The sequence below is a fragment of the Streptomyces odontomachicola genome, from assembly GCF_039605595.1.
GTDB lineage: Bacteria > Actinomycetota > Actinomycetes > Streptomycetales > Streptomycetaceae > Streptomyces.
Genome location: NZ_JBCFOK010000019.1, coordinates 153,341 through 170,766, shown reverse-complemented (window position 1 = coordinate 170,766; position 17,426 = coordinate 153,341). Strand labels below are relative to the sequence as shown.

Genomic DNA, 17,426 nt, shown 5'->3' with positions numbered 1-17,426 from the left:
GGCTCCCCGTACGGGGTCCCGTACGGAGGCGGAGCGGGCGGTCGTGCCGTGCCCGCCCGCTCCGTGTGCGGTCCGTCCGTCAGGAGATGCAGCCGGACTTGGGGGCGGCGCTGATGCAGCCCGCCTTGGGGGCCGCGCTGATGCAGCCGTCCTTCGCGGCGGTCGCCGAGTTGGCGGCGACCCAGCCCTGCCAGTTGCCGTCCTGGGTCATCTTCCGGATGAGCTCGTGCATGGCGGACCTCCAGGTTGTGGGAGTGCGAACGGGATGATCCGTGTCGCGCGATGAGCGTAAAGTGATCGCCAAGTGAGTGTCAAAGGTTGGTAATGCGCCCTTGGGTGGCCGGATTGCTTCCGGAGGCGACCGCTCCCGGAACCCGTAAGGGCCGCGCGGCTCACGGGGGGCCTCCGCATCGGGTGAGTGCAAGGTTTCGCCGGTGTCATCGCACAGCACAGGGGTGAAACGCGCCGTCCCTAGCTTCGTAGAGCGAGGCAAGGCACCCGACCGCTGGAGGCACCATGGCCCGCCGCTGGATCACCCGCTGGGACCCCGAGGACACCGCCTTCTGGGAGCGCACGGGACGCCGGATCGCGCACCGCAACCTGTTCCTGTCCGTGCTCTCCGAGCACATCGGCTTCTCGGTCTGGTCGCTGTGGTCGGTGATGGTGCTGTTCATGGGGCCGGAGTACGGCGTGGACCCGGCCGGTAAGTTCTTCCTCATCTCGGTGGCCACGCTGGTCGGCGCCTTCGTCCGGGTCCCGTACACCTTCGCCGTGGCCCGGTTCGGCGGGCGCAACTGGACGGTGATCAGTGCTTCGCTGCTGCTGGCGCCGACGGTCGCCGCGTACGCGGTGATGGAGCCCGGGACCTCGTACGGGACCTTCCTGGCGGTCGCGGTGCTGACCGGAGTCGGCGGCGGCAACTTCGCCTCCTCGATGACCAACATCAACTCCTTCTTCCCGCTGCGCAGGAAGGGCTGGGCGCTGGGCCTCAACGCGGGCGGCGGCAACATCGGCGTCTCGGTCGTGCAGCTCGTCGCGCTCGCCGTGATCGCCCTGGCGGGGGCCGGGCACCCGCGCGTGCTGCTCGGGATCTACATCCCGCTGATCGTGCTCGCCGCGCTCTGCTCCGCGCTGTGGATGGACAACCTGACCTGCGTACGGAACGACACCGGCGCGGCGAGGGAGGCCGTGCGCGACCGGCACACCTGGATCATGTCGCTGCTCTACATCGGCACGTTCGGCTCGTTCATCGGCTACAGCTTCGCGTTCGGGCTCGTGCTCCAGACCCAGTTCGGGCGCACTCCCTTGCAGGCCGCCTCGTTCACCTTCCTCGGCCCGCTGCTCGGCTCGCTGATCCGGCCCGTGGGCGGGCGGCTGGCCGACCGGTACGGCGGCGCGCGGATCACGCTGTGGACCTTCGCGGCGATGGGCGCGGCCACGGCCGTGGTGATCGCGGCCTCGGTGCGGGAGTCGCTGCCGCTGTTCCTCGCCGGGTTCACCGCGCTGTTCGTGCTCAGCGGGGCCGGCAACGGGTCCACGTACAAGATGATCCCGGGCATCTTCCACGCCAAGGGGCTGGCAGCGGGGCTGGCCGAGGACGAGGCGGCCGCGTACGGGCGGCGGCTGTCCGGCGCCGCGATGGGCCTGATCGGGGCGGTCGGCGCGCTCGGCGGGCTGGGCATCAACCTCGCCTTCCGGCAGTCCTTCCAGACCTCCGGCAGCGGCACCGAAGCCTTCCTCGCCTTCCTGGCCTGCTACGCGCTCTGCGCCGCCGTCACCTGGGCCGTATACCTCCGCCGCCGCCCGGTGGCCGCGGTGGCCGAGGACGCGGAGAGCGGCGCGGAGCCGCGGCGGGAGCCCGCGTACGCCGAGGTGTGAGCAGGCCGGCGCCGCTCGGGTGCCGCACCCTGGAAGGCACGGGAGGAGCCCCTTGTAACGTCGGGGAAATCCCGGGGAACCGGGCCCGTCACGGCGGCGCGGCAGGCTCGGAGCCCTGTTGACCGGTACGGGGTCGACCAGCAAGGGCGGAGCGACGAGGCGGATGCAGCCAGAGCAGACGAGTGCACAGGGCGGGGCCGCGGCGGCCCGCGCGGCGCGGCCCCTGGAGGGCTTCACCGTCGGGGTGACCGCGGCGCGCCGGGCCGAGGAGCTGGGCACCCTGCTCCAGCGGCGCGGCGCCGAGGTGCAGCACGCGCCCGCGCTGCGCATCGTGCCGCTCGCCGACGACGGCGAACTGCTCGACGCCACCAAGGAGTTGATCCGCCACGCGCCCGACGTGGTGATCGCCACCACGGCGATCGGCTTCCGCGGCTGGGTCGAGGCGGCAGAGGGCTGGGGCCTGGGCGCCGGTCTGCTGGAGCGCCTCGGTGAGACCGAACTCCTCGCGCGCGGGCCCAAGGTGCGCGGCGCGATCCGCGCGGCCGGGCTGACCGAGCGCTGGTCGCCGGCCTCGGAGTCGATGGCCGAGGTGCTGGAGCGGCTGCTGGAGGAGGGCGTGCAGGGGCGCCGCATCGTGATCCAGCTCCACGGCGAACCGCTGCCGGGCTTCGTGGAGTCGCTGCGCGCCGGGGGCGCCGAGGTCGTCGGCGTACCCGTCTACCGCTGGATGCCGCCCGAGGACATCGGCCCGGTGGACCGGCTGATCGACGCGGTGCTGGCGCGCGGCGTCGACGCGCTCACCTTCACCAGCGCGCCCGCCGCCTCCTCGCTGCTGCGCCGCGCGGAGGAACGGGGCGTACGGGACGAGCTGCTGGAAGCACTGCGCGGCGATGTGCTGGCCGCGTGCGTCGGGCCCGTGACGGCGCTGCCGCTGGAGGGCCTGGAGGTGCCGACGGTCCAGCCGGAGCGCTTCCGGCTCGGCCCGCTGGTCCAGCTCCTGTGCACCGAACTCCCCGGGCGCGCGCGGCCGTTGCCGGTCGCCGGGCACCGCCTGGAGATCCGCGGGCACGCCGTGCTGCTGGACGGCGAGCTGCGCCCCGTGCCGCCCGCCGGGATGGCCCTGCTGCGCGCGCTGGCCCGGCGCCCCGGCTGGGTGGTCTCCCGCGCCGAACTGCTGCGCGCGCTGCCCGGCGCGGGGCGCGACGAGCACGCCGTGGAGACGGCCATGGCCCGGGTGCGCACCGCGCTGGGCGCGCCCCGGGTGATCCAGACGGTGGTCAAGCGGGGGTACCGGCTGGCGCTGGACCCGGCGAGCGAGTCCTCGAAGTACGAGGGGGCGTGAGGGCGCCCGACGGCGCGGGAGCCCTCAACCCCTCGTGGTGAGGCCCGTGTTCACCTGCCCAGGAACACGTAGTCCGCGCGGTAGGGCACCGCGGCCCGCCTGCCCTCCTCGCAGGCGCCGGACGGTGCGACGCCGCCCGCCGTGTTGAGCCGGAGTATCTCGTTCGTGCGGGACAGCAGCCCGCGGTCCCTGCCGGCGCGGGTGGCCAGCAGGTCCAGTTCGGGGATGTTCCGCTCGCCGTTCGGGAAGCGCGCGACGGCCTTGCCCGTCACCGCCGAACGGTCCGCCGCCAGCCACGCCGGCGGCCCCTGCGGCCCCGCCTTCGCGAAGAAGTGCGCGATGCCCCTGTCCAGCACGGCCCGCACGTTGTCCTGCACGAAGGCGCCGTTCACGCACTTGTAGACCTGCGCGCCGCGCACCACGGAGGACTGGAAGCTCCGGTCGAGACCGGCCGCGCTGTGCGGCGCCGCGAGCCCCTGCACCTGGCCGCGCACCGCGCCGCCGGGGAACTCCGCCGTGTGCAGGTTGAAGTAGAAGTTCCGCGGTTCCGTCCGCAGCCGCTCCAGCAGCGCGCCGTCCGTGACCCGCACCGTTCCGGACACCGAGTGGCCGCCGCCCGGCTGCTCCTTGGTGAAGAACGCGATCCTGACGGGGCCGTTCTGCCCCTTCGCGCCCTCGTGCACGTGCCCGGCCGTCGGCGCCGCGATCCCGCGGAAGGTGAACCGGAAGGACACCCGGTCCCCCTGCACCCGCATCACCGCGAGCGCCTTCCCGTCCTTGTCGCCGACCGCGGGGCCGCCCGGCACCGGCACCTCGTCGGCGCCGTCCAGACTGCCCGCGAAGGCGCTCTCGTCCTGAGCACCGGCCCCTTGAGCATTGGCACCTCGAGCACTGGCCCCTTGGGCACCGGCCCCCTGAGCACTGGCCTCCTGGGCACCGGCCCCCCGAGTGCCTTCCGCTCGTGCGCTCTTCCCTTGAGCGTCCGCGCCCTGAGCGTCCGCGCCCGAGGCGCTTCCGGCCGCTGTGACCCCCGTCGCGGCCGCCAGCGCGGCCGCCGAAAGGGCCAGCGCCGCACGGCGCTTGGTACGTCGGTTCATGGCTGTCCCCTCCCCTTGAGCGGGCCGGTGCCCCCGCACCGGCGTACACGGACCGTACGGCGGAGGCCGCGCTTCGGCCCGGCCCGTGCGGTGCGGCCGGCATCACACCGGTCCGTTGAACACGGGAGCCCTCGGGGCCGTACCCGCGCACGAACCGCCGTCCGGGCGCTGCGGCCCGAGCGCACTCCGCACGTCCGCGCCGCCGTCCCATCACGCCTCTCGACCGGAGGTCCCCCGTGCGCGAGGATTCCGTCGTGACCGCCGACAGGACATCGTCGGACGATGTCCTCATGAAGGCCCTGTACGACGAACACGCGGGCCCCCTGCACGCCTTCGTCCTCCGCCTGGTGGCGGGGGACCGGCACCGCGCGGAGGACGTCGTGCAGGAGACCCTGCTGCGCGCCTGGCGGCACGCGCCCCAACTGCGGGCCGCGCACGGCTCCGTGCGGCCCTGGCTGGTGACCGTCGCGCGCCGGATAGTGATCGACGGGCACCGCAGCCGCAGCGCCCGCCCCCAGGAAGTGGACCCCGCGCCGCTGGAGGCGCTGCCCGCGGCCGACGAGATCGACCGCGCGCTGCGCATGATGACGATCTCCGAGGCGCTGTCCGACCTCACACCCGCACACCGCGAGGCGCTGATCGAGACCTACTTCAAGGGCCGCACGGTGAACGAGGCGGCCGAAGCGCTGCGTATACCTCCAGGAACGGTGCGTTCGCGCGTCTACTACGCGCTGCGCGCCCTGCGGCTCTCGCTGGAGGAAAGGGGGGTGACGTCATGACGCACGACACGGGCGGGCCCACGCGCGCGCCGGACGGCCCCGAGCACACCGACGTCGGTGCGTACGCGCTGGGCGTGCTCGGCCCCGCCGAAGCGGAACGTTTCGAGGAGCACCTGGCCGGCTGCCCGCGCTGCGCGGCCGAGCTGGAGGAGCTGACCGCGCTGACCCCGCTGCTCGCCGAGGAGCGGGAGCGCGGCGTCCCCGAACCGCCGCCGCCCGCGCTGCTGGGCCGCCTGCTGGGCGAGGCGGCGGCCGAGCGGCGCACCCGCAGGACCCGCAGGATGTGGCTGGTCGCCGCGGCCTTCGCGCTGATCGTGGGCGGCCCGGTCGCCACCCTGGCGGCCACCGGCGACGAGGCGCCGCGGCCCGGCACCGTGAACACGGCGCAGCAGATGTGGGACCACGGCGAGAAGCACGGCACCACCGACGCGAGCACGGGCGTCAGCGCCACCGTCTCGATGCTGCGGCAGCCCTGGGGCACCCACGTCGGCCTCAAGCTCGGCGGCGTACGCGGCCCGCTGACCTGCGAGTTGGTGGCCGTCGGACCGCGCGGGTCCGAGCAGACCGTGACCACCTGGACGGTGCCCAGGGGCGGGTACGGGACGCAGGGCGGGGGAGACGCGTGGGCGGGCAGCACGCTGTACGCGCACGGCGGCGCCGGCTTCGACCGCAGCCAGATCAGCGCATTCGTGGTGCGGACCCTGGACGGCAGGAAGCTGGCGACCGTACGCGTATGACCCCGGCGCTCCCGGACGCCGCGGCCCCCGGCGCCGCGCCGCACCGCCGCGGGGCGCTCAGATGCACCGCGTACGCCGCTTCGCGTACGGTGGACGGCTGCCCTAAGCAAGCAGAAGGGGGCCGCGGCGTTGGGAGCGCAGCACGAGGGTGGCCGTCCGGGCACCGTTCACGACACGGTCAGGGACCGCGAGGTCCGCGCGGAGCAGGCGCACCTGGACGAGGTGTACCGGCGCCTGGAGGAGAAGATCCACGAGGCGGAGTTCCTGATGGACGACGCCTCCAAGCGCGCCCAGGTGGGCACCCCCGGCGCGCTCGCCGAGCGCGACGCGCAGGTCTTCCGCGCCGGTGTGCACCTCAACCGCCTCAACAGCGAGTTCGAGGACTTCCTCTTCGGCCGCATCGACCTGCTGCTGGGCAAGGACGGCAAGAAGGGCCCCGACGGCGCGTACACCTCGGTCGAGCCCGCCGAGGGCACCGTGCGCGAGGACCGCACCGCCGACATCGCCGAGACCCTGCACATCGGCCGCCTGGGCGTGCTCGACGCCGACTACTCGCCGCTGGTCATCGACTGGCGGGCGCCCGCGGCCGCGCCCTTCTACCGGGCCACGCCGGTCCAGCCGGGCCGCGTCGTACGCCGCCGTGTCATCCGCTCCAAGGGCCGCCAGGTGCTCGGCGTGGAGGACGACCTGCTGCGCCCGGAGATCACCGCGTACCTGGACGGCGAGGAGCTGCCGGCCGTCGGCGACGGCGCGCTGATGGCGGCGCTGGGCCGGGCACGCAGCCACTCGATGCGGGACATCGTGGCCTCCATCCAGGCCGAGCAGGACGAGGTGATCCGCGCACCCGCCGCCTCGGTCACCGAGGTCGAGGGCGGTCCCGGCACAGGCAAGACCGCGGTCGCGCTGCACCGCGCCGCGTATCTGCTCTACCAGGACAGGCGGCGCTACGCGGGCGGCATCCTGATCGTCAGCCCGACCCCGCTGCTGGTCTCCTACACCGAGGGCGTGCTGCCCTCGCTCGGCGAGGAGGGCCAGGTCGTGATCCGCGCGCTGGGCTCGCTCGTGGAGGGCGCCGAGGCCGACACGTACGACGAGCAGCCGGTCGCCCGGATCAAGGGCTCGGCCCGCATGCTCAAGCTGCTCCGCAAGGCCGCACGCGGCGCCCTCGACCTGGGTGAACTCCCCGAGCGGCTGCGCGTGGTGGCCAACGGAGCACGCGTCGAGCTGGACGCGGAGGAGCTGCGCGCGGTGCGCCGCCAGGTGCTCGGCGGCACCGCGCCGGTGAACCTCATGCGCCCGCGCGCCCGCAAGCTGCTGCTGGACGCGCTGTGGCAGAAGGCCGGCGCGCGCAGGCACTGGTCGGACCCGGAGCTGGAGGCCGAGGCCCGCGAGGCGTTCGACGAGGACGTCTCGACCGAGGACTCCTTCCAGGACTTCCTCGCCGCGTGGTGGCCCGAGCTGACACCGCGCCGCGTGCTCGCCGTGATGGCGGACCAGAAGAACCTGGGGCACTGGGCGCGCCGGGTGCTGCGCCCCGAGGAGGTACGGCTGCTGGCGCAGTCTTTCGGGCGGCTGGACGGCGCGGGGGACGGTCCGCTCTCCGTACACGACATCGCGCTGCTGGACGAGCTGCACACGCTCCTCGGCGCCCCCGCGAAGCCGCAGAAGCGCGAGCTCGATCCCCTCGAACAGCTCACGGGTCTGGAGGAGTTGACGACGGCGGCCGACCGCGAGCCACGCCGGGAGCGGGACGCCAGGACGCCCGAGGAGCGCAGGGACTACGCGCACGTCATCGTCGACGAGGCGCAGGACCTGACCCCGATGCAGTGGCGCATGGTGGGCCGCCGCGGCCGCCAGGCCACCTGGACCGTGGTCGGCGACCCCGCGCAGAGCTCCTGGACCGACCCGGACGAGGCGGCCGAGGCCCGTTCCGAGGCCCTGGGCACGCGCCCGCGCCGGCGCTTCGAGCTCACCGTCAACTACCGCAACCCCGCGGAGATCGCCGAGCTCGCCGACCGCGTGCTGGCCCTGGCCATGCCGGGCACCGCGCCCCCGAAGGCGGTGCGCGCCACGGGCCTGGAGCCGCGCTTCGTGGTCACCGGGCCCGAACTCGCCGACGCCGTACGGGATGAGGCGCGGCTCGCGCTGGAGAGCCTGGGCGAGGCGGGCGGCACGGTCGGCGTCGTGGTCCCGATGGCCCGCCGCGCCGAGGCCCGCGCATGGCTGGCGGAGCTGGGCGACCGCGTCGTCCCGCTGGGCAGCCTGGAGGCCAAGGGTCTGGAGTACGACGCGACGGTGGTGGTGTCCCCGGCGGAGATCGCGGATGAGTCCCCCGCCGGACTGCGGGTGCTGTACGTGGCGCTGACCCGCGCCACCCAGCGGCTCTCGGTCCTGGCGGGCGAGCGCGACCTGCCGGACGAGGCGGGGGTGCCCGACCTGCTGCGGGACTGAGCGGGGGCTGCCGCGGGGCGCTGCGGGGCGCTGCGGGGCGGTCCTCGGGCTGCGTTCGGAGCGCTGCGGGTCGTGCGCGGGGGTGGTCCCGGAGCTGTGCGCCGGGCGGTCCTGATGGGGTGTCACCCGCGGTTTCCGGAGCGGTCCCGCGTCACTTCCGGGCCGCGCCGCCGCGCGGAATGCGTGTCGGAACACCGGTGTTAGCCTGGATGTGGCACCGGCCCGATCCATGCCCCCGGGCCCAACCATAGTCGCTACGAGCGACCACTTGCCGCGAGGCGAGCTGGCGGGTCGGTGTCACTGAAACGGCAGTTGAGAGCCCCGTCACCCCAACTCGGGTGACGGGGCTCTCACATTGCGCCGCCGGGCCTGCGGCGGTCAGAGCCTCAGCCGATGACGCGGACCCCCTCGGCCTGCGGACCCTTCCGGCCCTCGGCGATCTCGAACTCGACGCGCTGGGTGTCCTCCAGGGTCCGGAAGCCCTCCCCGTCGATCGAGCTGTAGTGCACGAAGACGTCGGGTCCTCCGCCCTCCTGCGCGATGAATCCGTAGCCCTTCTCGGCGTTGAACCACTTGACCGTGCCCTGAGCCATGTCTCTCAGATCTTTCGTGAGGGGGTGGGTGTTGCAGGGGCGAGCCTAGGTCGGTACGTGGCGATTTGCGGGTAGTTGAGTCGCTTTTGCCACGAAGGAGTGGGGGGTTCCCTCCGGCTGACCCTCTCCCGTATCGTGGAAACTCGTTTCCGCAGGGAGGGGGTCGTTACCACGTACCTATCGGTAGGTGGGACGATCTGAAGACGCGCCCGGCCCCGCACGGCCGGGCGGGACACATGCACACAGGGAAAGCAGAGGGAAGTCGGCAATGAGCTCGGCGCCAAGCGTCTCGTACTCGATGACTGTCCGCCTCGAGGTCCCCGCGGGCGGGACCGCGGTCAGTCAGATCACCACGGTCGTGGAGTCGTCGGGCGGTTCGGTGACCGGCCTCGATGTCACCGCATCGGGCCATGAGCGGCTGCGGATCGACGTCACCGTCGCGGCCTCCTCCACCGCGCACGCCGACGAGATCGTGGCCGCGCTCCGGGAGATCGAGGGCGTCGCCCTCGGCAAGGTCTCGGACCGTACGTTCCTGATGCACCTCGGCGGCAAGATCGAGATGTCCTCGAAGCATCCGATTCGCAACCGCGACGACCTGTCCATGGTCTACACGCCGGGCGTCGCGCGCGTCTGCACCCAGATCGCGGAGAACCCGGAGGACGCCCGCCGCCTGACCATCAAGCGCAACAGCGTGGCGGTCGTCACCGACGGCTCCGCCGTGCTCGGCCTGGGCAACATCGGCCCGAAGGCCGCGCTGCCCGTGATGGAGGGCAAGGCGGCACTCTTCAAGCGCTTCGCCGGCATCGACGCCTGGCCGATCTGCCTGGACACCCAGGACACCGACGCCATCGTGGAGATCGTCCGCGCCCTGGCGCCCGGCTTCGCCGGGATCAACCTGGAGGACATCTCCGCGCCCCGCTGCTTCGAGATCGAGGCCAGGCTGCGCGAGGCCGTGGACATCCCGGTCTTCCACGACGACCAGCACGGCACCGCGATCGTGGTGCTGGCCTCGCTGTTCAACGCGCTGCGCGTGGTGGACAAGCGGATCGAGGACATCCGCGTGGTGATGTCGGGCGCCGGCGCCGCCGGTACGGCGATCCTCAAGCTCCTGCTCGCCGCGGGCGTCAAGCACGCGGTGGTCGCCGACATCCACGGCGTGGTGCACTCCGGGCGCGAGGACCTGGCCGGTGCCGAGGAGGGCACAGCGCTGCGCTGGATCGCGGACAACACCAACCCCGAGGGCATCACCGGCACCCTCAAGGAGGCCGTGGTCGGCGCGGATGTCTTCATCGGCGTCTCGGCCCCCAACGTGCTGGGCGGCGAGGACGTTTCGCGGATGGCTGAGGGCGCCATCGTCTTCGCGCTCGCCAATCCCGACCCGGAGGTGGACCCCGCGGTCGCGCGCGAGACGGCCTCCGTGGTGGCCACGGGCCGCTCCGACTTCCCGAACCAGATCAACAACGTGCTGGTCTTCCCCGGCGTCTTCCGCGGTCTGCTGGACGCGCAGTCCCGCACGGTCAACGACGACATGATGCTGGCCGCGGCGCGCGCCCTGGCCGACGTCGTGCTGGAGGACGAGCTCAACCCGAACTACATCATCCCGAGCGTCTTCAACGAGAAGGTCTCCGGTGCCGTCGCCGGCGCGGTGCGCGACGCCGCGCGCGCCGCCGGCGAGGCCATGGCCCCCGCGCCGGCCGCACAAGCCAACTGAACCGGCCGGCCGAGCGGGCCAACTGAGGCCGCCGCGGGGCATATCCGCGCAGGTCCGGGCCGGGTGGCGGGATGCCGCCCGGCCCGGCTTCGTCATGCCCTGAGCCTGTTCCGCGCGTGTTCTGTACGCGTTCCGCACGTGTCCCGTACGTGTCCCGGGCCCTCGGCGCGGGCCGATCGCCCTTGTGAGCGCGGCGTGTGCGCGGCGCGTCGCCGGGCGGGCCCACGGACGGGCCCCTTAGGGTTGCGGGCAGACAAAGCCTATGGAAAGTCACCACCCCGAGCCGCTGGCGCTCTTCGTGTGACTCCGTAGCTGGCCCGCTGGGTGCCGGATTGGCTTTCCCGCCGCTGGTGGGGGCAGGATGCGTCACCGGGCGGGAGGGTCTGAAAGCAGACCCGGGTCCGGGGACTGTCCGAGGGCCCTGGCAGCATCGGCTTCGATCTCACGCCTCATCGGCAAGAAGAACACGGGAGTAAACGAGTTATGAACCGCAGTGAGCTGGTGGCCGCTCTGTCCGAGCGCGCCGAGGTGACCCGTAAGGACGCGGACGCCGTTCTGGCCGCCCTCGCCGACACCGTCGGCGAGGTCGTCGCCAAGGGCGACGAGAAGGTCACCATCCCCGGCTTCCTCACCTTCGAGCGCACCCACCGTGCCGCTCGGACCGCCCGCAACCCGCAGACCGGCGACCCGATCCAGATCCCTGCCGGGTACAGCGTCAAGGTTTCCGCGGGCTCCAAGCTCAAGGACGCCGCCAAGGGCAACTGAGCCCCCGGCGCGTTCGGAAAGCGCGACAGGCGAAGGGCGGCCACCCGGCAGGGTGGCCGCCCTTCGTGCTGTCCAGGGGCCCGGAGGCCGCCCGGAGACCGCCCGGCGGCCGCTCAGCGCCCCCTCACGGCGTCTCACGGCGCCTCACGCGGCCTCACGGGGCGTCGGCCGAGGTGAGTCCGGCTAGGTCCACGTGCTCCAGCGAGGAGGCCAGCAGCGTGCGCGGGCCCGCCGCGATCCCGGGCACGGTGGGCACGGCCAGCAGCCGGCAGCCCGCGGCGAGCGCCGCCTCGGCGCCGGTCGGGGTGTCCTCGACGGCCAGGCAGTCGCCGGGGGAGACGCCGAGCTCGCGGGCGGCGCGCAGGTACGGGTCGGGGTGCGGCTTGTCGCGGCCCGCCTCCCCCGCGGCCACCGAGAAGGCGAAGCGGTCCCGGCCGAGGCGGTCCAGCACCAGGTCGGCGACGGGCCGCTCGGAGGCGGTGACCAGCGCCACAGGGACGCCCAGCGCCTTCGCGTCCTCCAGCAGCCGCAGCGCGCCCGGCTGCACGGTCACGCCGGCCGCGACACGCGCGGAGAAGTCCTCGCCCAGGAGCTCCGCTGCGCGCTCCTCGGTGAGCCCGGGGAGGTGCGGGGCGAGCATGCGCGCGCCGTCCGCGAGGGTGAGCCCGGCGAACGGGAGGACGGCGGGGTCGTCCGTACGGGTGCCGAGTCGTGCGGCGACGGCGGCCAGCCAGTCGCGTTCGGTGTCGACGAGGGTGCCGTCCATGTCGCAGAGCAGGGCGGCGAGGGGGCCGGGGGCCGGGGAGGGCATGCGGGCTCGCTGTTCGGTGGGTGCGGTCGTACGGGCGGATGCGGTCGTACGGGCGGGTGCTCGGGCTCTCAGCCGGTCGTGCGGGCCAGGGGGTTGGTGTGGGTGGAATTGCGCACGGTGAAGACGACGGAGCCCGGGCGGTAGCGGTCGTCGGAGGTCTCCACGGGGCGGCCCTCGGCCGTGGTGGTGGTGCGGCGCACCCGCAACAGGGGGCTGCCGCGGCGCACTTGGAGGTGCCGCGCCTCGACGGTGCCGGCTGCCGTGGCGTCGATGTGGTGCTCGCCGTGCGCGAAGACCAGTCCCTCCTGGTCGTTGAGCGCCTGGGTCACCGACTCGCAGTCGGCCGGGAGGCGTTCCACGGCCTCGCCGATCCAGCCCGCGTACACGGTCCGCTCCAGCAGCACCGGCTCGCCGTCCAGGGTGCGCAGCCTGAGCACCCTCAGCACCCGCTCCCCGGGCGCGAGCTGGAGCAGCGCGGCGTCCTCGGGGCGCGCGGCCTCCCAGGCGGACTCCAGCACCCGGCCGCCCGCGGTGTGGCCGCCGGCCTGCGCCCACTGCGCGAAGCTGCGCAGCTCGGCGAAGGTCTGGCGGGGCGCGGTGGAGAGCACCACGCTGCGCGCGCCCTGGCGCGAGCCGATCAGGCCCTCGGCGAGCAGCGCGGCGACGGCCTGCCTGACGGTGCCGCGTGACGCGCCGTGCGCGGCGGCGAGTTCGGACTCGGAGGGCAGCGTGGAGCCGACGGGGTGGCTGCCCTCGGCGATGGCGCGGCGCAGCGCGTCGGCGATCTGCTCGTGGCGTCGGGTCACGGGGCTCCTCGGTGCGGGGCGTGCGGTGCGGAGGGCACGATGATGTCACCTGTGCGCAGTGGTGCGCATCCTCGCAAGGGTGGCCGGATGCTTATAACCGCTTAGGCGAGGGCTAAACCTCTCCGCTCGTAAAGCTGTGACCTGCATGTTTTCTGAGCTGGGAGGTTTGTGGGAGACGGGTTGCGCTGTTAGTTTTCCCTGGCTTGTTCGGGTCACCTGTTCATACAGGTGACTTCGCTGACCGACCACGGGGAGCAGAGCGTGAAGGAAGCACGGCGCCGTACGTGCGCGGTGGCGGCCGCCGTCCTGGCGGCCGCGGTGACGGCGGGCGGCTGCGGCGCCGCGCCCGCGCGGAGCGTCAACAGCCGCGCGGCCGAGGCCCGTTCGGCTGACGACTTCGGCGGGATGGACGGGCTGGTGCGGGCGGCGAAGAAGGAAGGCTCGCTGAACGTCTACGCCCTCGCGCCGACCTGGGCCAACTACCGCACGATGATCGACACCTTCGAGAAGAAGTACGGCATCGAGGTGCACAACGAGGACCCCGGCGGCAGCAGCCAGGGCGTGCTCAACGCGGCCGTGAAGCGGCAGGGCCAGACCCGCGCCGTGGACGCGATGGACCTCGGCGGCTCCTTCATGCGCGCCGCGAAGGGCAAGCGGGTGCTCGCCCCGTACAAGGTCAGGGACTGGAGGCGGATCCCGGCGCGGATGAGGCAGCGGGACGGCTCGTACCAGAGCAACTACGGCGGCTATGTGTCGATCGGCTGCGACGCGAAGGCCGTGAAGCGGTGCCCGACGACGTTCAGGGAGCTGCTGCGCCCCGCATACCGCAACAAGGTCGCGCTGAACGGCAACCCGAACGAGTCCACCTCGGCCTTCGGCGCGGTGATCGCCGCGGCCCTCGCCAACGGGGGCGGCTTCGACGACGTACGCCCCGGCCTGGAGTTCTTCAAGGAGCTCAAGCAGCGCGGGAACTTCCTGCCCGTGGAGTCGACCAAGGCGACCGTGCAGAAGGGCGAGACGCCCATTTCGATCGACTGGGACTACCTCAACCTCGGGTACGCGGAGGAGCTGCGCTCCAAGGGCGTGGACTGGAAGGTCGCGGTGCCCTCGGACGGCGCGTACTCGGAGTTCTACAACCAGGGCGTCAACGCCTTCGCACCGCACCCCGCCGCGGCCCGGCTGTGGATGGAGTTCCTCTACAGCGAGGAGGGCCAGAACATCTGGCTGCGCGGCTTCTCGCGGCCCGCGCTGCTGGACCCGATGCGGCGGGACGGCACGGCCGACGCGCGCGCCGTGAAGCGGCTGCCGGAGGTCGCTGGGCCGCCGAGGTTTCCCACGGCCGACCAGCAGACCGAGGCGCAGAAGGCCGTGAGCGAGGGATGGGGAGCCGCCGTCAGCTGAGAGAGCCCCCGCCCCTTCGGAGAACTCCCGCTGGAGAGTCCATGACAGAGCAACTCACCGCGCCACCGGTCGCGGAAGCCCCGGCCAGTGCGCGGACGGCGCCCGTCCGAGGGCCCGTACGGAGGCCGTGGCGGATGCCCCGCTGGGCCGCCGTCGTGCCGTTCTTCGCCTTCCTCGCGCTGTGCTTCGGGCTGCCCGCGGGGACGATGGCGTACAACGCGTTCACCGTCGTCGATCCCGTGAGCGGCGCCACGCACCACAGCACGGCCAACGTGGAGAGCGCGCTGTCCGGCGTGTACGCCACCGGGCTGCTCGGCAGCCTCGAACTCGCGCTGCTCACCGCCGTGCTGGCGACCGTGCTCGGCGCTGTACTCGCACAGGCGCTGATCAACGCGAAGAGCCCGGCGCTGCGCAGGCTGACCGTCGCGGCCTGCGGCGTGTTCGCGAACTTCAGCGGGGCACCGCTGGCCTTCGCCTTCATCGCGACGCTGGGCAGCACGGGCACCCTGACCAGGGTGCTGGGCCTGGAGCGCACCGGGTTCAGCCTGTACACCTTCGCCGGGCTCGCACTGGCGTACCTGTACTTCATGGTGCCGCTGATGGCGGTCACCGTGCTGCCCGCGCTGGACGGGCTCAGGCGCCAGTGGCGGGAGGCGGCCGCTTCCTGCGGTGCCACCCGCGCGCAGTTCTGGCGGCACGTGGGGCTGCCGGTGCTGGCGCCCTCGCTGGCGGGCGGCGCGGTGCTGATGTTCGGCACGGCCTTCGCCTCGCACGCCACCGCGGCGGTGCTGACCGGGAGTTCGGTGCCGCTGGTCACCATCCAGATCGCCAACGCGCTGTCCGGCAACGTCCTCGCGGGCCAGGAGAACCTGGCCCTCGCCATGAGCCTCAACATGGTCGTGGTCGCGCTGCTGGTCATCGCCATCCAGGTCCCCTTGCAGCGACGGAGTGCACGATGGCTGGGCTGAACGCGATCCCGCGGAGCGGCGCGGGCCGTCTCGGGCGGCGTCCGTACGGGAGCGTGCTGGTGCTGCTGTGCGCGGCGCTGTACTTCCTGGTGCCGGTGGGCGCCTCGCTCTGGTTCACGGTGGACACACCGGGCGGCCCCGTACCCGATCTGTCCCCCTACACCGAGGGCCTGACCTCGGAGGGGATGAGCGGCAGCCTGCTGCTCTCGGTCGAACTCGGGCTCGCCACCGTCGCCTTGGGCCTGATCGTCATGGTGCCCACCATGGTCGCCGTCGCGCTGCGCGTGCCGCGGCTGCGCAGGACCGTGGAGGTGCTGTGCATGGCGCCTCTGATGGTGCCGCCGATCGCGCTGGTGGCCGGGGTGAGCACGGTGCTCTCCTGGCAGCAGGAGCTCGCCGACACCCCGTTCTGGAAGACCTTCCAGGTGCTGCAGAACGACGCCTTCCCGCTGGTCCTGGTGCTCGTCTACACCGTCATGTCGCTGCCCTTCCTGCACCGCTCGCTCGACGCGGGGCTGCGCGGCGTGGACCTGAGGACCCTGGTGGAGGCCTCACGCAGCCTGGGCGCCTCGCGCACGGCCACCCTGTTCCGTGTCGTGCTGCCCAACCTGCGCGCCGCGGTGACCGGCGGCGCGGTGCTCAGCCTCGCCATGGTGCTCGGGGAGTTCACCGTGGCCTCGGTGCTGGGGTACGAGCCGTTCGCCGTGTGGATGGTGCACACCGGCGAGACCGAGGCCCAACTGTCGGTCGCCGCCGCCATGCTGAGCCTGATCCTCACCTGGGGGCTGCTGCTCCTGCTCACCACCCTCGCGGGGGCGCGGCCACGCCGGGCACGCCGCCGTACCGATGCCCGTGCCGGCTCCCGTGCCGATGCCCGTGCCGAGACCCGTACCGAGACCCGCGCCGACTCCCGTACCGACCGGAGGACCACCGCATGACCGCGCTCGCGACCGAGACGACCTCAGCGCAGGGGACGGGTGCCGGAGTGCCCGTACGGATGTCCGGGCTGCGCCGCAGCTTCGGCGGGACCACCGCGCTGGACGGGCTGGACCTGGACATCGCGCCCGGCGAACTGATCGCCCTGCTCGGGCCCTCGGGGTGCGGGAAGACCACCGCGCTGCGGATCGTGGCGGGCTTCGAGACCGCCGACGCGGGCGAGCTGCTGATGGACGGCGAGGACGTGACCGGCGTGCCGGCGCACCGGCGCGACATCGGCATGGTCTTCCAGTCCTACAGCCTCTTCCCGAACATGACCGCCGCCGAGAACGTCGCGTACGGCCTCCGGGTGCGCGGCACGGGCCGGGCCGAGCGCGCCCGGCGCGCCGGCGAGCTGCTGGAGCTGGTCGGGCTCTCCGGCCGCGGCGGTCACGGTCCGCACGAGCTCTCCGGAGGGCAGCAGCAGCGGGTGGCGCTGGCCCGCGCGCTGGCGGTGCGCCCCCGGGTGCTGCTGCTGGACGAGCCGCTGTCGGCGCTGGACGCCAAGGTGCGGCTCCAGCTCCGCGAGGAGATCCGACGCATCCAGCTGGAGCTGGGCATCACCACCGTGTTCGTCACGCACGACCAGGAGGAGGCCCTGTCCATGGCGGACCGGGTCGCCGTGATGCGGGGCGGGCGGCTGGAACAGTGCGCGCCGCCCGCCGAGTTGTACGCGCGCCCGGCCACGCCCTTCGTCGCCGAGTTCGTCGGCACCATGAACAGGCTGCCCGGCACCGTGCGCGCCGGCGGCACCGTGGAGCTGTTCGGCAGGCGGCTGCCGGTGCACGGCGCTGTCCCGGGGGAGGGTACGGAGGTCGAGGTGCTGCTCCGCCCCGAGGGCCTGAGGCTGACCCTGGGTGAGGGCGCGGGGGAGGCGGGGGAGCGCTCGGGGGAGGCCTCGGGGGTGGGGGCCACGGTGCGTGTCGTCACCTTCCTGGGTGCCACGACCCGCATCCATGCGGTCACCGGCGCCGGGGCCGAATGCAGCGCTGACGTGCCCAGTTGGGAGGCGGAGGGGCTGACACCCGGTGCACGGTGCACCGTCACCCCGCATGACAATCCGGTACTAGTGGAACAAATCGGTCTCACCTAGTCCGGAAGGGGAGCACCCC

General features: G+C 73.2%; 16 protein-coding genes. 11 read left to right on the top strand and 5 right to left on the bottom strand.

What is annotated here, in order from left to right:
• Positions 1-79: 79 nt before the first annotated feature.
• Positions 80-232, bottom strand: coding sequence for a hypothetical protein (locus ABEE00_RS30140; RefSeq protein ID WP_345748898.1), 153 nt, complete (start codon positions 230-232; stop codon positions 80-82).
• A gap of 284 nt (positions 233-516) precedes the next feature.
• Here ABEE00_RS30140 and ABEE00_RS30135 point away from each other — a divergent pair, with 284 nt between their 5' ends.
• Together ABEE00_RS30135 and ABEE00_RS30130 are read left to right on the top strand one after the other, a co-directional pair.
• Positions 517-1,878: a nitrate/nitrite transporter gene (locus tag ABEE00_RS30135; RefSeq protein WP_345748897.1), complete on the top strand. Its 1,362-nt coding sequence runs from the start codon at positions 517-519 to the stop codon at positions 1,876-1,878.
• Positions 1,879-2,041: 163 nt separating this feature from the next.
• A complete protein-coding gene (locus ABEE00_RS30130) occupies positions 2,042-3,220 on the top strand; it encodes a uroporphyrinogen-III synthase (protein ID WP_345748896.1) in 1,179 nt (392 codons plus the stop codon).
• A gap of 50 nt (positions 3,221-3,270) precedes the next feature.
• Here the strand turns inward: ABEE00_RS30130 and ABEE00_RS30125 are convergent, their stop codons facing one another.
• Entirely contained in the window at positions 3,271-4,317 is a 1,047-nt protein-coding gene (locus ABEE00_RS30125; RefSeq protein WP_345748895.1) for a CHRD domain-containing protein, read from the bottom strand.
• A 236-nt stretch (positions 4,318-4,553) separates the two neighbouring features.
• On the opposite strand from ABEE00_RS30125, the gene ABEE00_RS30120 reads away from it, so the two are divergent.
• The 3 genes from ABEE00_RS30120 (at position 4,554) to ABEE00_RS30110 (ending at position 8,284) form a co-directional block, all read left to right on the top strand.
• The gene (locus ABEE00_RS30120; protein ID WP_345748894.1) at positions 4,554-5,096 is read left to right on the top strand and encodes a sigma-70 family RNA polymerase sigma factor; all 543 of its coding nucleotides are present in this window, start codon (positions 4,554-4,556) and stop codon (positions 5,094-5,096) included.
• A complete protein-coding gene (locus ABEE00_RS30115) occupies positions 5,093-5,833 on the top strand; it encodes an anti-sigma factor family protein (RefSeq protein ID WP_345748893.1) in 741 nt (246 codons plus the stop codon). Before ABEE00_RS30120 ends, ABEE00_RS30115 begins: the two co-directional genes overlap by 4 nt.
• Before the next feature lie 129 nt (positions 5,834-5,962).
• Positions 5,963-8,284 carry a HelD family protein gene (locus ABEE00_RS30110; RefSeq protein WP_345748892.1) on the top strand — a complete coding sequence of 774 codons (2,322 nt, stop codon included), beginning with the start codon at positions 5,963-5,965 and terminating at the stop codon, positions 8,282-8,284.
• 386 nt (positions 8,285-8,670) lie between these two features.
• On the opposite strand, the gene ABEE00_RS30105 is transcribed toward ABEE00_RS30110, so the two are convergent.
• Complete coding sequence (locus ABEE00_RS30105; protein WP_345748891.1) at positions 8,671-8,877, bottom strand: cold-shock protein; 207 nt, start codon at positions 8,875-8,877, stop codon at positions 8,671-8,673.
• A gap of 268 nt (positions 8,878-9,145) precedes the next feature.
• Here ABEE00_RS30105 and ABEE00_RS30100 point away from each other — a divergent pair, with 268 nt between their 5' ends.
• Positions 9,146-10,588, top strand: a complete 1,443-nt coding sequence (locus ABEE00_RS30100) for an NAD-dependent malic enzyme (RefSeq protein ID WP_345748890.1) — start codon at positions 9,146-9,148, stop codon at positions 10,586-10,588.
• A 483-nt stretch (positions 10,589-11,071) separates the two neighbouring features.
• Positions 11,072-11,353 (top strand): HU family DNA-binding protein, encoded by a 282-nt coding sequence (locus tag ABEE00_RS30095; RefSeq protein ID WP_345748889.1) that lies wholly within the window; start codon positions 11,072-11,074, stop codon positions 11,351-11,353.
• Between the two features lie 154 nt (positions 11,354-11,507).
• On the opposite strand, the gene ABEE00_RS30090 is transcribed toward ABEE00_RS30095, so the two are convergent.
• Together ABEE00_RS30090 and ABEE00_RS30085 are read right to left on the bottom strand one after the other, a co-directional pair.
• Positions 11,508-12,164: an HAD family hydrolase gene (locus tag ABEE00_RS30090; RefSeq protein WP_345748888.1), complete on the bottom strand. Its 657-nt coding sequence runs from the start codon at positions 12,162-12,164 to the stop codon at positions 11,508-11,510.
• 68 nt (positions 12,165-12,232) lie between these two features.
• Positions 12,233-12,970, bottom strand: a complete 738-nt coding sequence (locus ABEE00_RS30085; protein ID WP_345748887.1) for a GntR family transcriptional regulator — start codon at positions 12,968-12,970, stop codon at positions 12,233-12,235.
• Positions 12,971-13,231: 261 nt separating this feature from the next.
• Here ABEE00_RS30085 and ABEE00_RS30080 point away from each other — a divergent pair, with 261 nt between their 5' ends.
• The 4 genes from ABEE00_RS30080 to ABEE00_RS30065 are packed head-to-tail and all read left to right on the top strand — an operon-like array spanning position 13,232 to position 17,407.
• Complete coding sequence (locus tag ABEE00_RS30080) at positions 13,232-14,371, top strand: ABC transporter substrate-binding protein (protein ID WP_345748886.1); 1,140 nt, start codon at positions 13,232-13,234, stop codon at positions 14,369-14,371.
• Positions 14,372-14,412: 41 nt separating this feature from the next.
• Positions 14,413-15,339, top strand: a complete 927-nt coding sequence (locus tag ABEE00_RS30075; protein WP_345748885.1) for an ABC transporter permease — start codon at positions 14,413-14,415, stop codon at positions 15,337-15,339.
• Positions 15,327-16,277, top strand: coding sequence for an ABC transporter permease (locus ABEE00_RS30070; protein ID WP_345748884.1), 951 nt, complete (start codon positions 15,327-15,329; stop codon positions 16,275-16,277). Before ABEE00_RS30075 ends, ABEE00_RS30070 begins: the two co-directional genes overlap by 13 nt.
• A complete protein-coding gene (locus ABEE00_RS30065; protein WP_345748883.1) occupies positions 16,274-17,407 on the top strand; it encodes an ABC transporter ATP-binding protein in 1,134 nt (377 codons plus the stop codon). The genes ABEE00_RS30070 and ABEE00_RS30065 overlap by 4 nt, the downstream gene beginning before the upstream one ends.
• The last annotated feature ends 19 nt before the right edge of the window (positions 17,408-17,426 follow it).

What these genes read in the sequence shown, in the direction of transcription:
- ABEE00_RS30140 (WP_345748898.1), bottom strand. Translation starts at nt 232, where the DNA reads ATGCACGAGCTCATCCGGAAGATGACCCAGGACGGCAACTGGCAGGGC.
- ABEE00_RS30135 (WP_345748897.1), top strand. Translation starts at nt 517, where the DNA reads ATGGCCCGCCGCTGGATCACCCGCTGGGACCCCGAGGACACCGCCTTC.
- ABEE00_RS30130 (WP_345748896.1), top strand. Translation starts at nt 2,042, where the DNA reads ATGCAGCCAGAGCAGACGAGTGCACAGGGCGGGGCCGCGGCGGCCCGC.
- ABEE00_RS30125 (WP_345748895.1), bottom strand. Translation starts at nt 4,317, where the DNA reads ATGAACCGACGTACCAAGCGCCGTGCGGCGCTGGCCCTTTCGGCGGCC.
- ABEE00_RS30115 (WP_345748893.1), top strand. Translation starts at nt 5,093, where the DNA reads ATGACGCACGACACGGGCGGGCCCACGCGCGCGCCGGACGGCCCCGAG.
- ABEE00_RS30105 (WP_345748891.1), bottom strand. Translation starts at nt 8,877, where the DNA reads ATGGCTCAGGGCACGGTCAAGTGGTTCAACGCCGAGAAGGGCTACGGA.
- ABEE00_RS30100 (WP_345748890.1), top strand. Translation starts at nt 9,146, where the DNA reads ATGAGCTCGGCGCCAAGCGTCTCGTACTCGATGACTGTCCGCCTCGAG.
- ABEE00_RS30095 (WP_345748889.1), top strand. Translation starts at nt 11,072, where the DNA reads ATGAACCGCAGTGAGCTGGTGGCCGCTCTGTCCGAGCGCGCCGAGGTG.
- ABEE00_RS30090 (WP_345748888.1), bottom strand. Translation starts at nt 12,164, where the DNA reads ATGCCCTCCCCGGCCCCCGGCCCCCTCGCCGCCCTGCTCTGCGACATG.
- ABEE00_RS30075 (WP_345748885.1), top strand. Translation starts at nt 14,413, where the DNA reads ATGACAGAGCAACTCACCGCGCCACCGGTCGCGGAAGCCCCGGCCAGT.
- ABEE00_RS30070 (WP_345748884.1), top strand. Translation starts at nt 15,327, where the DNA reads ATGGCTGGGCTGAACGCGATCCCGCGGAGCGGCGCGGGCCGTCTCGGG.
- ABEE00_RS30065 (WP_345748883.1), top strand. Translation starts at nt 16,274, where the DNA reads ATGACCGCGCTCGCGACCGAGACGACCTCAGCGCAGGGGACGGGTGCC.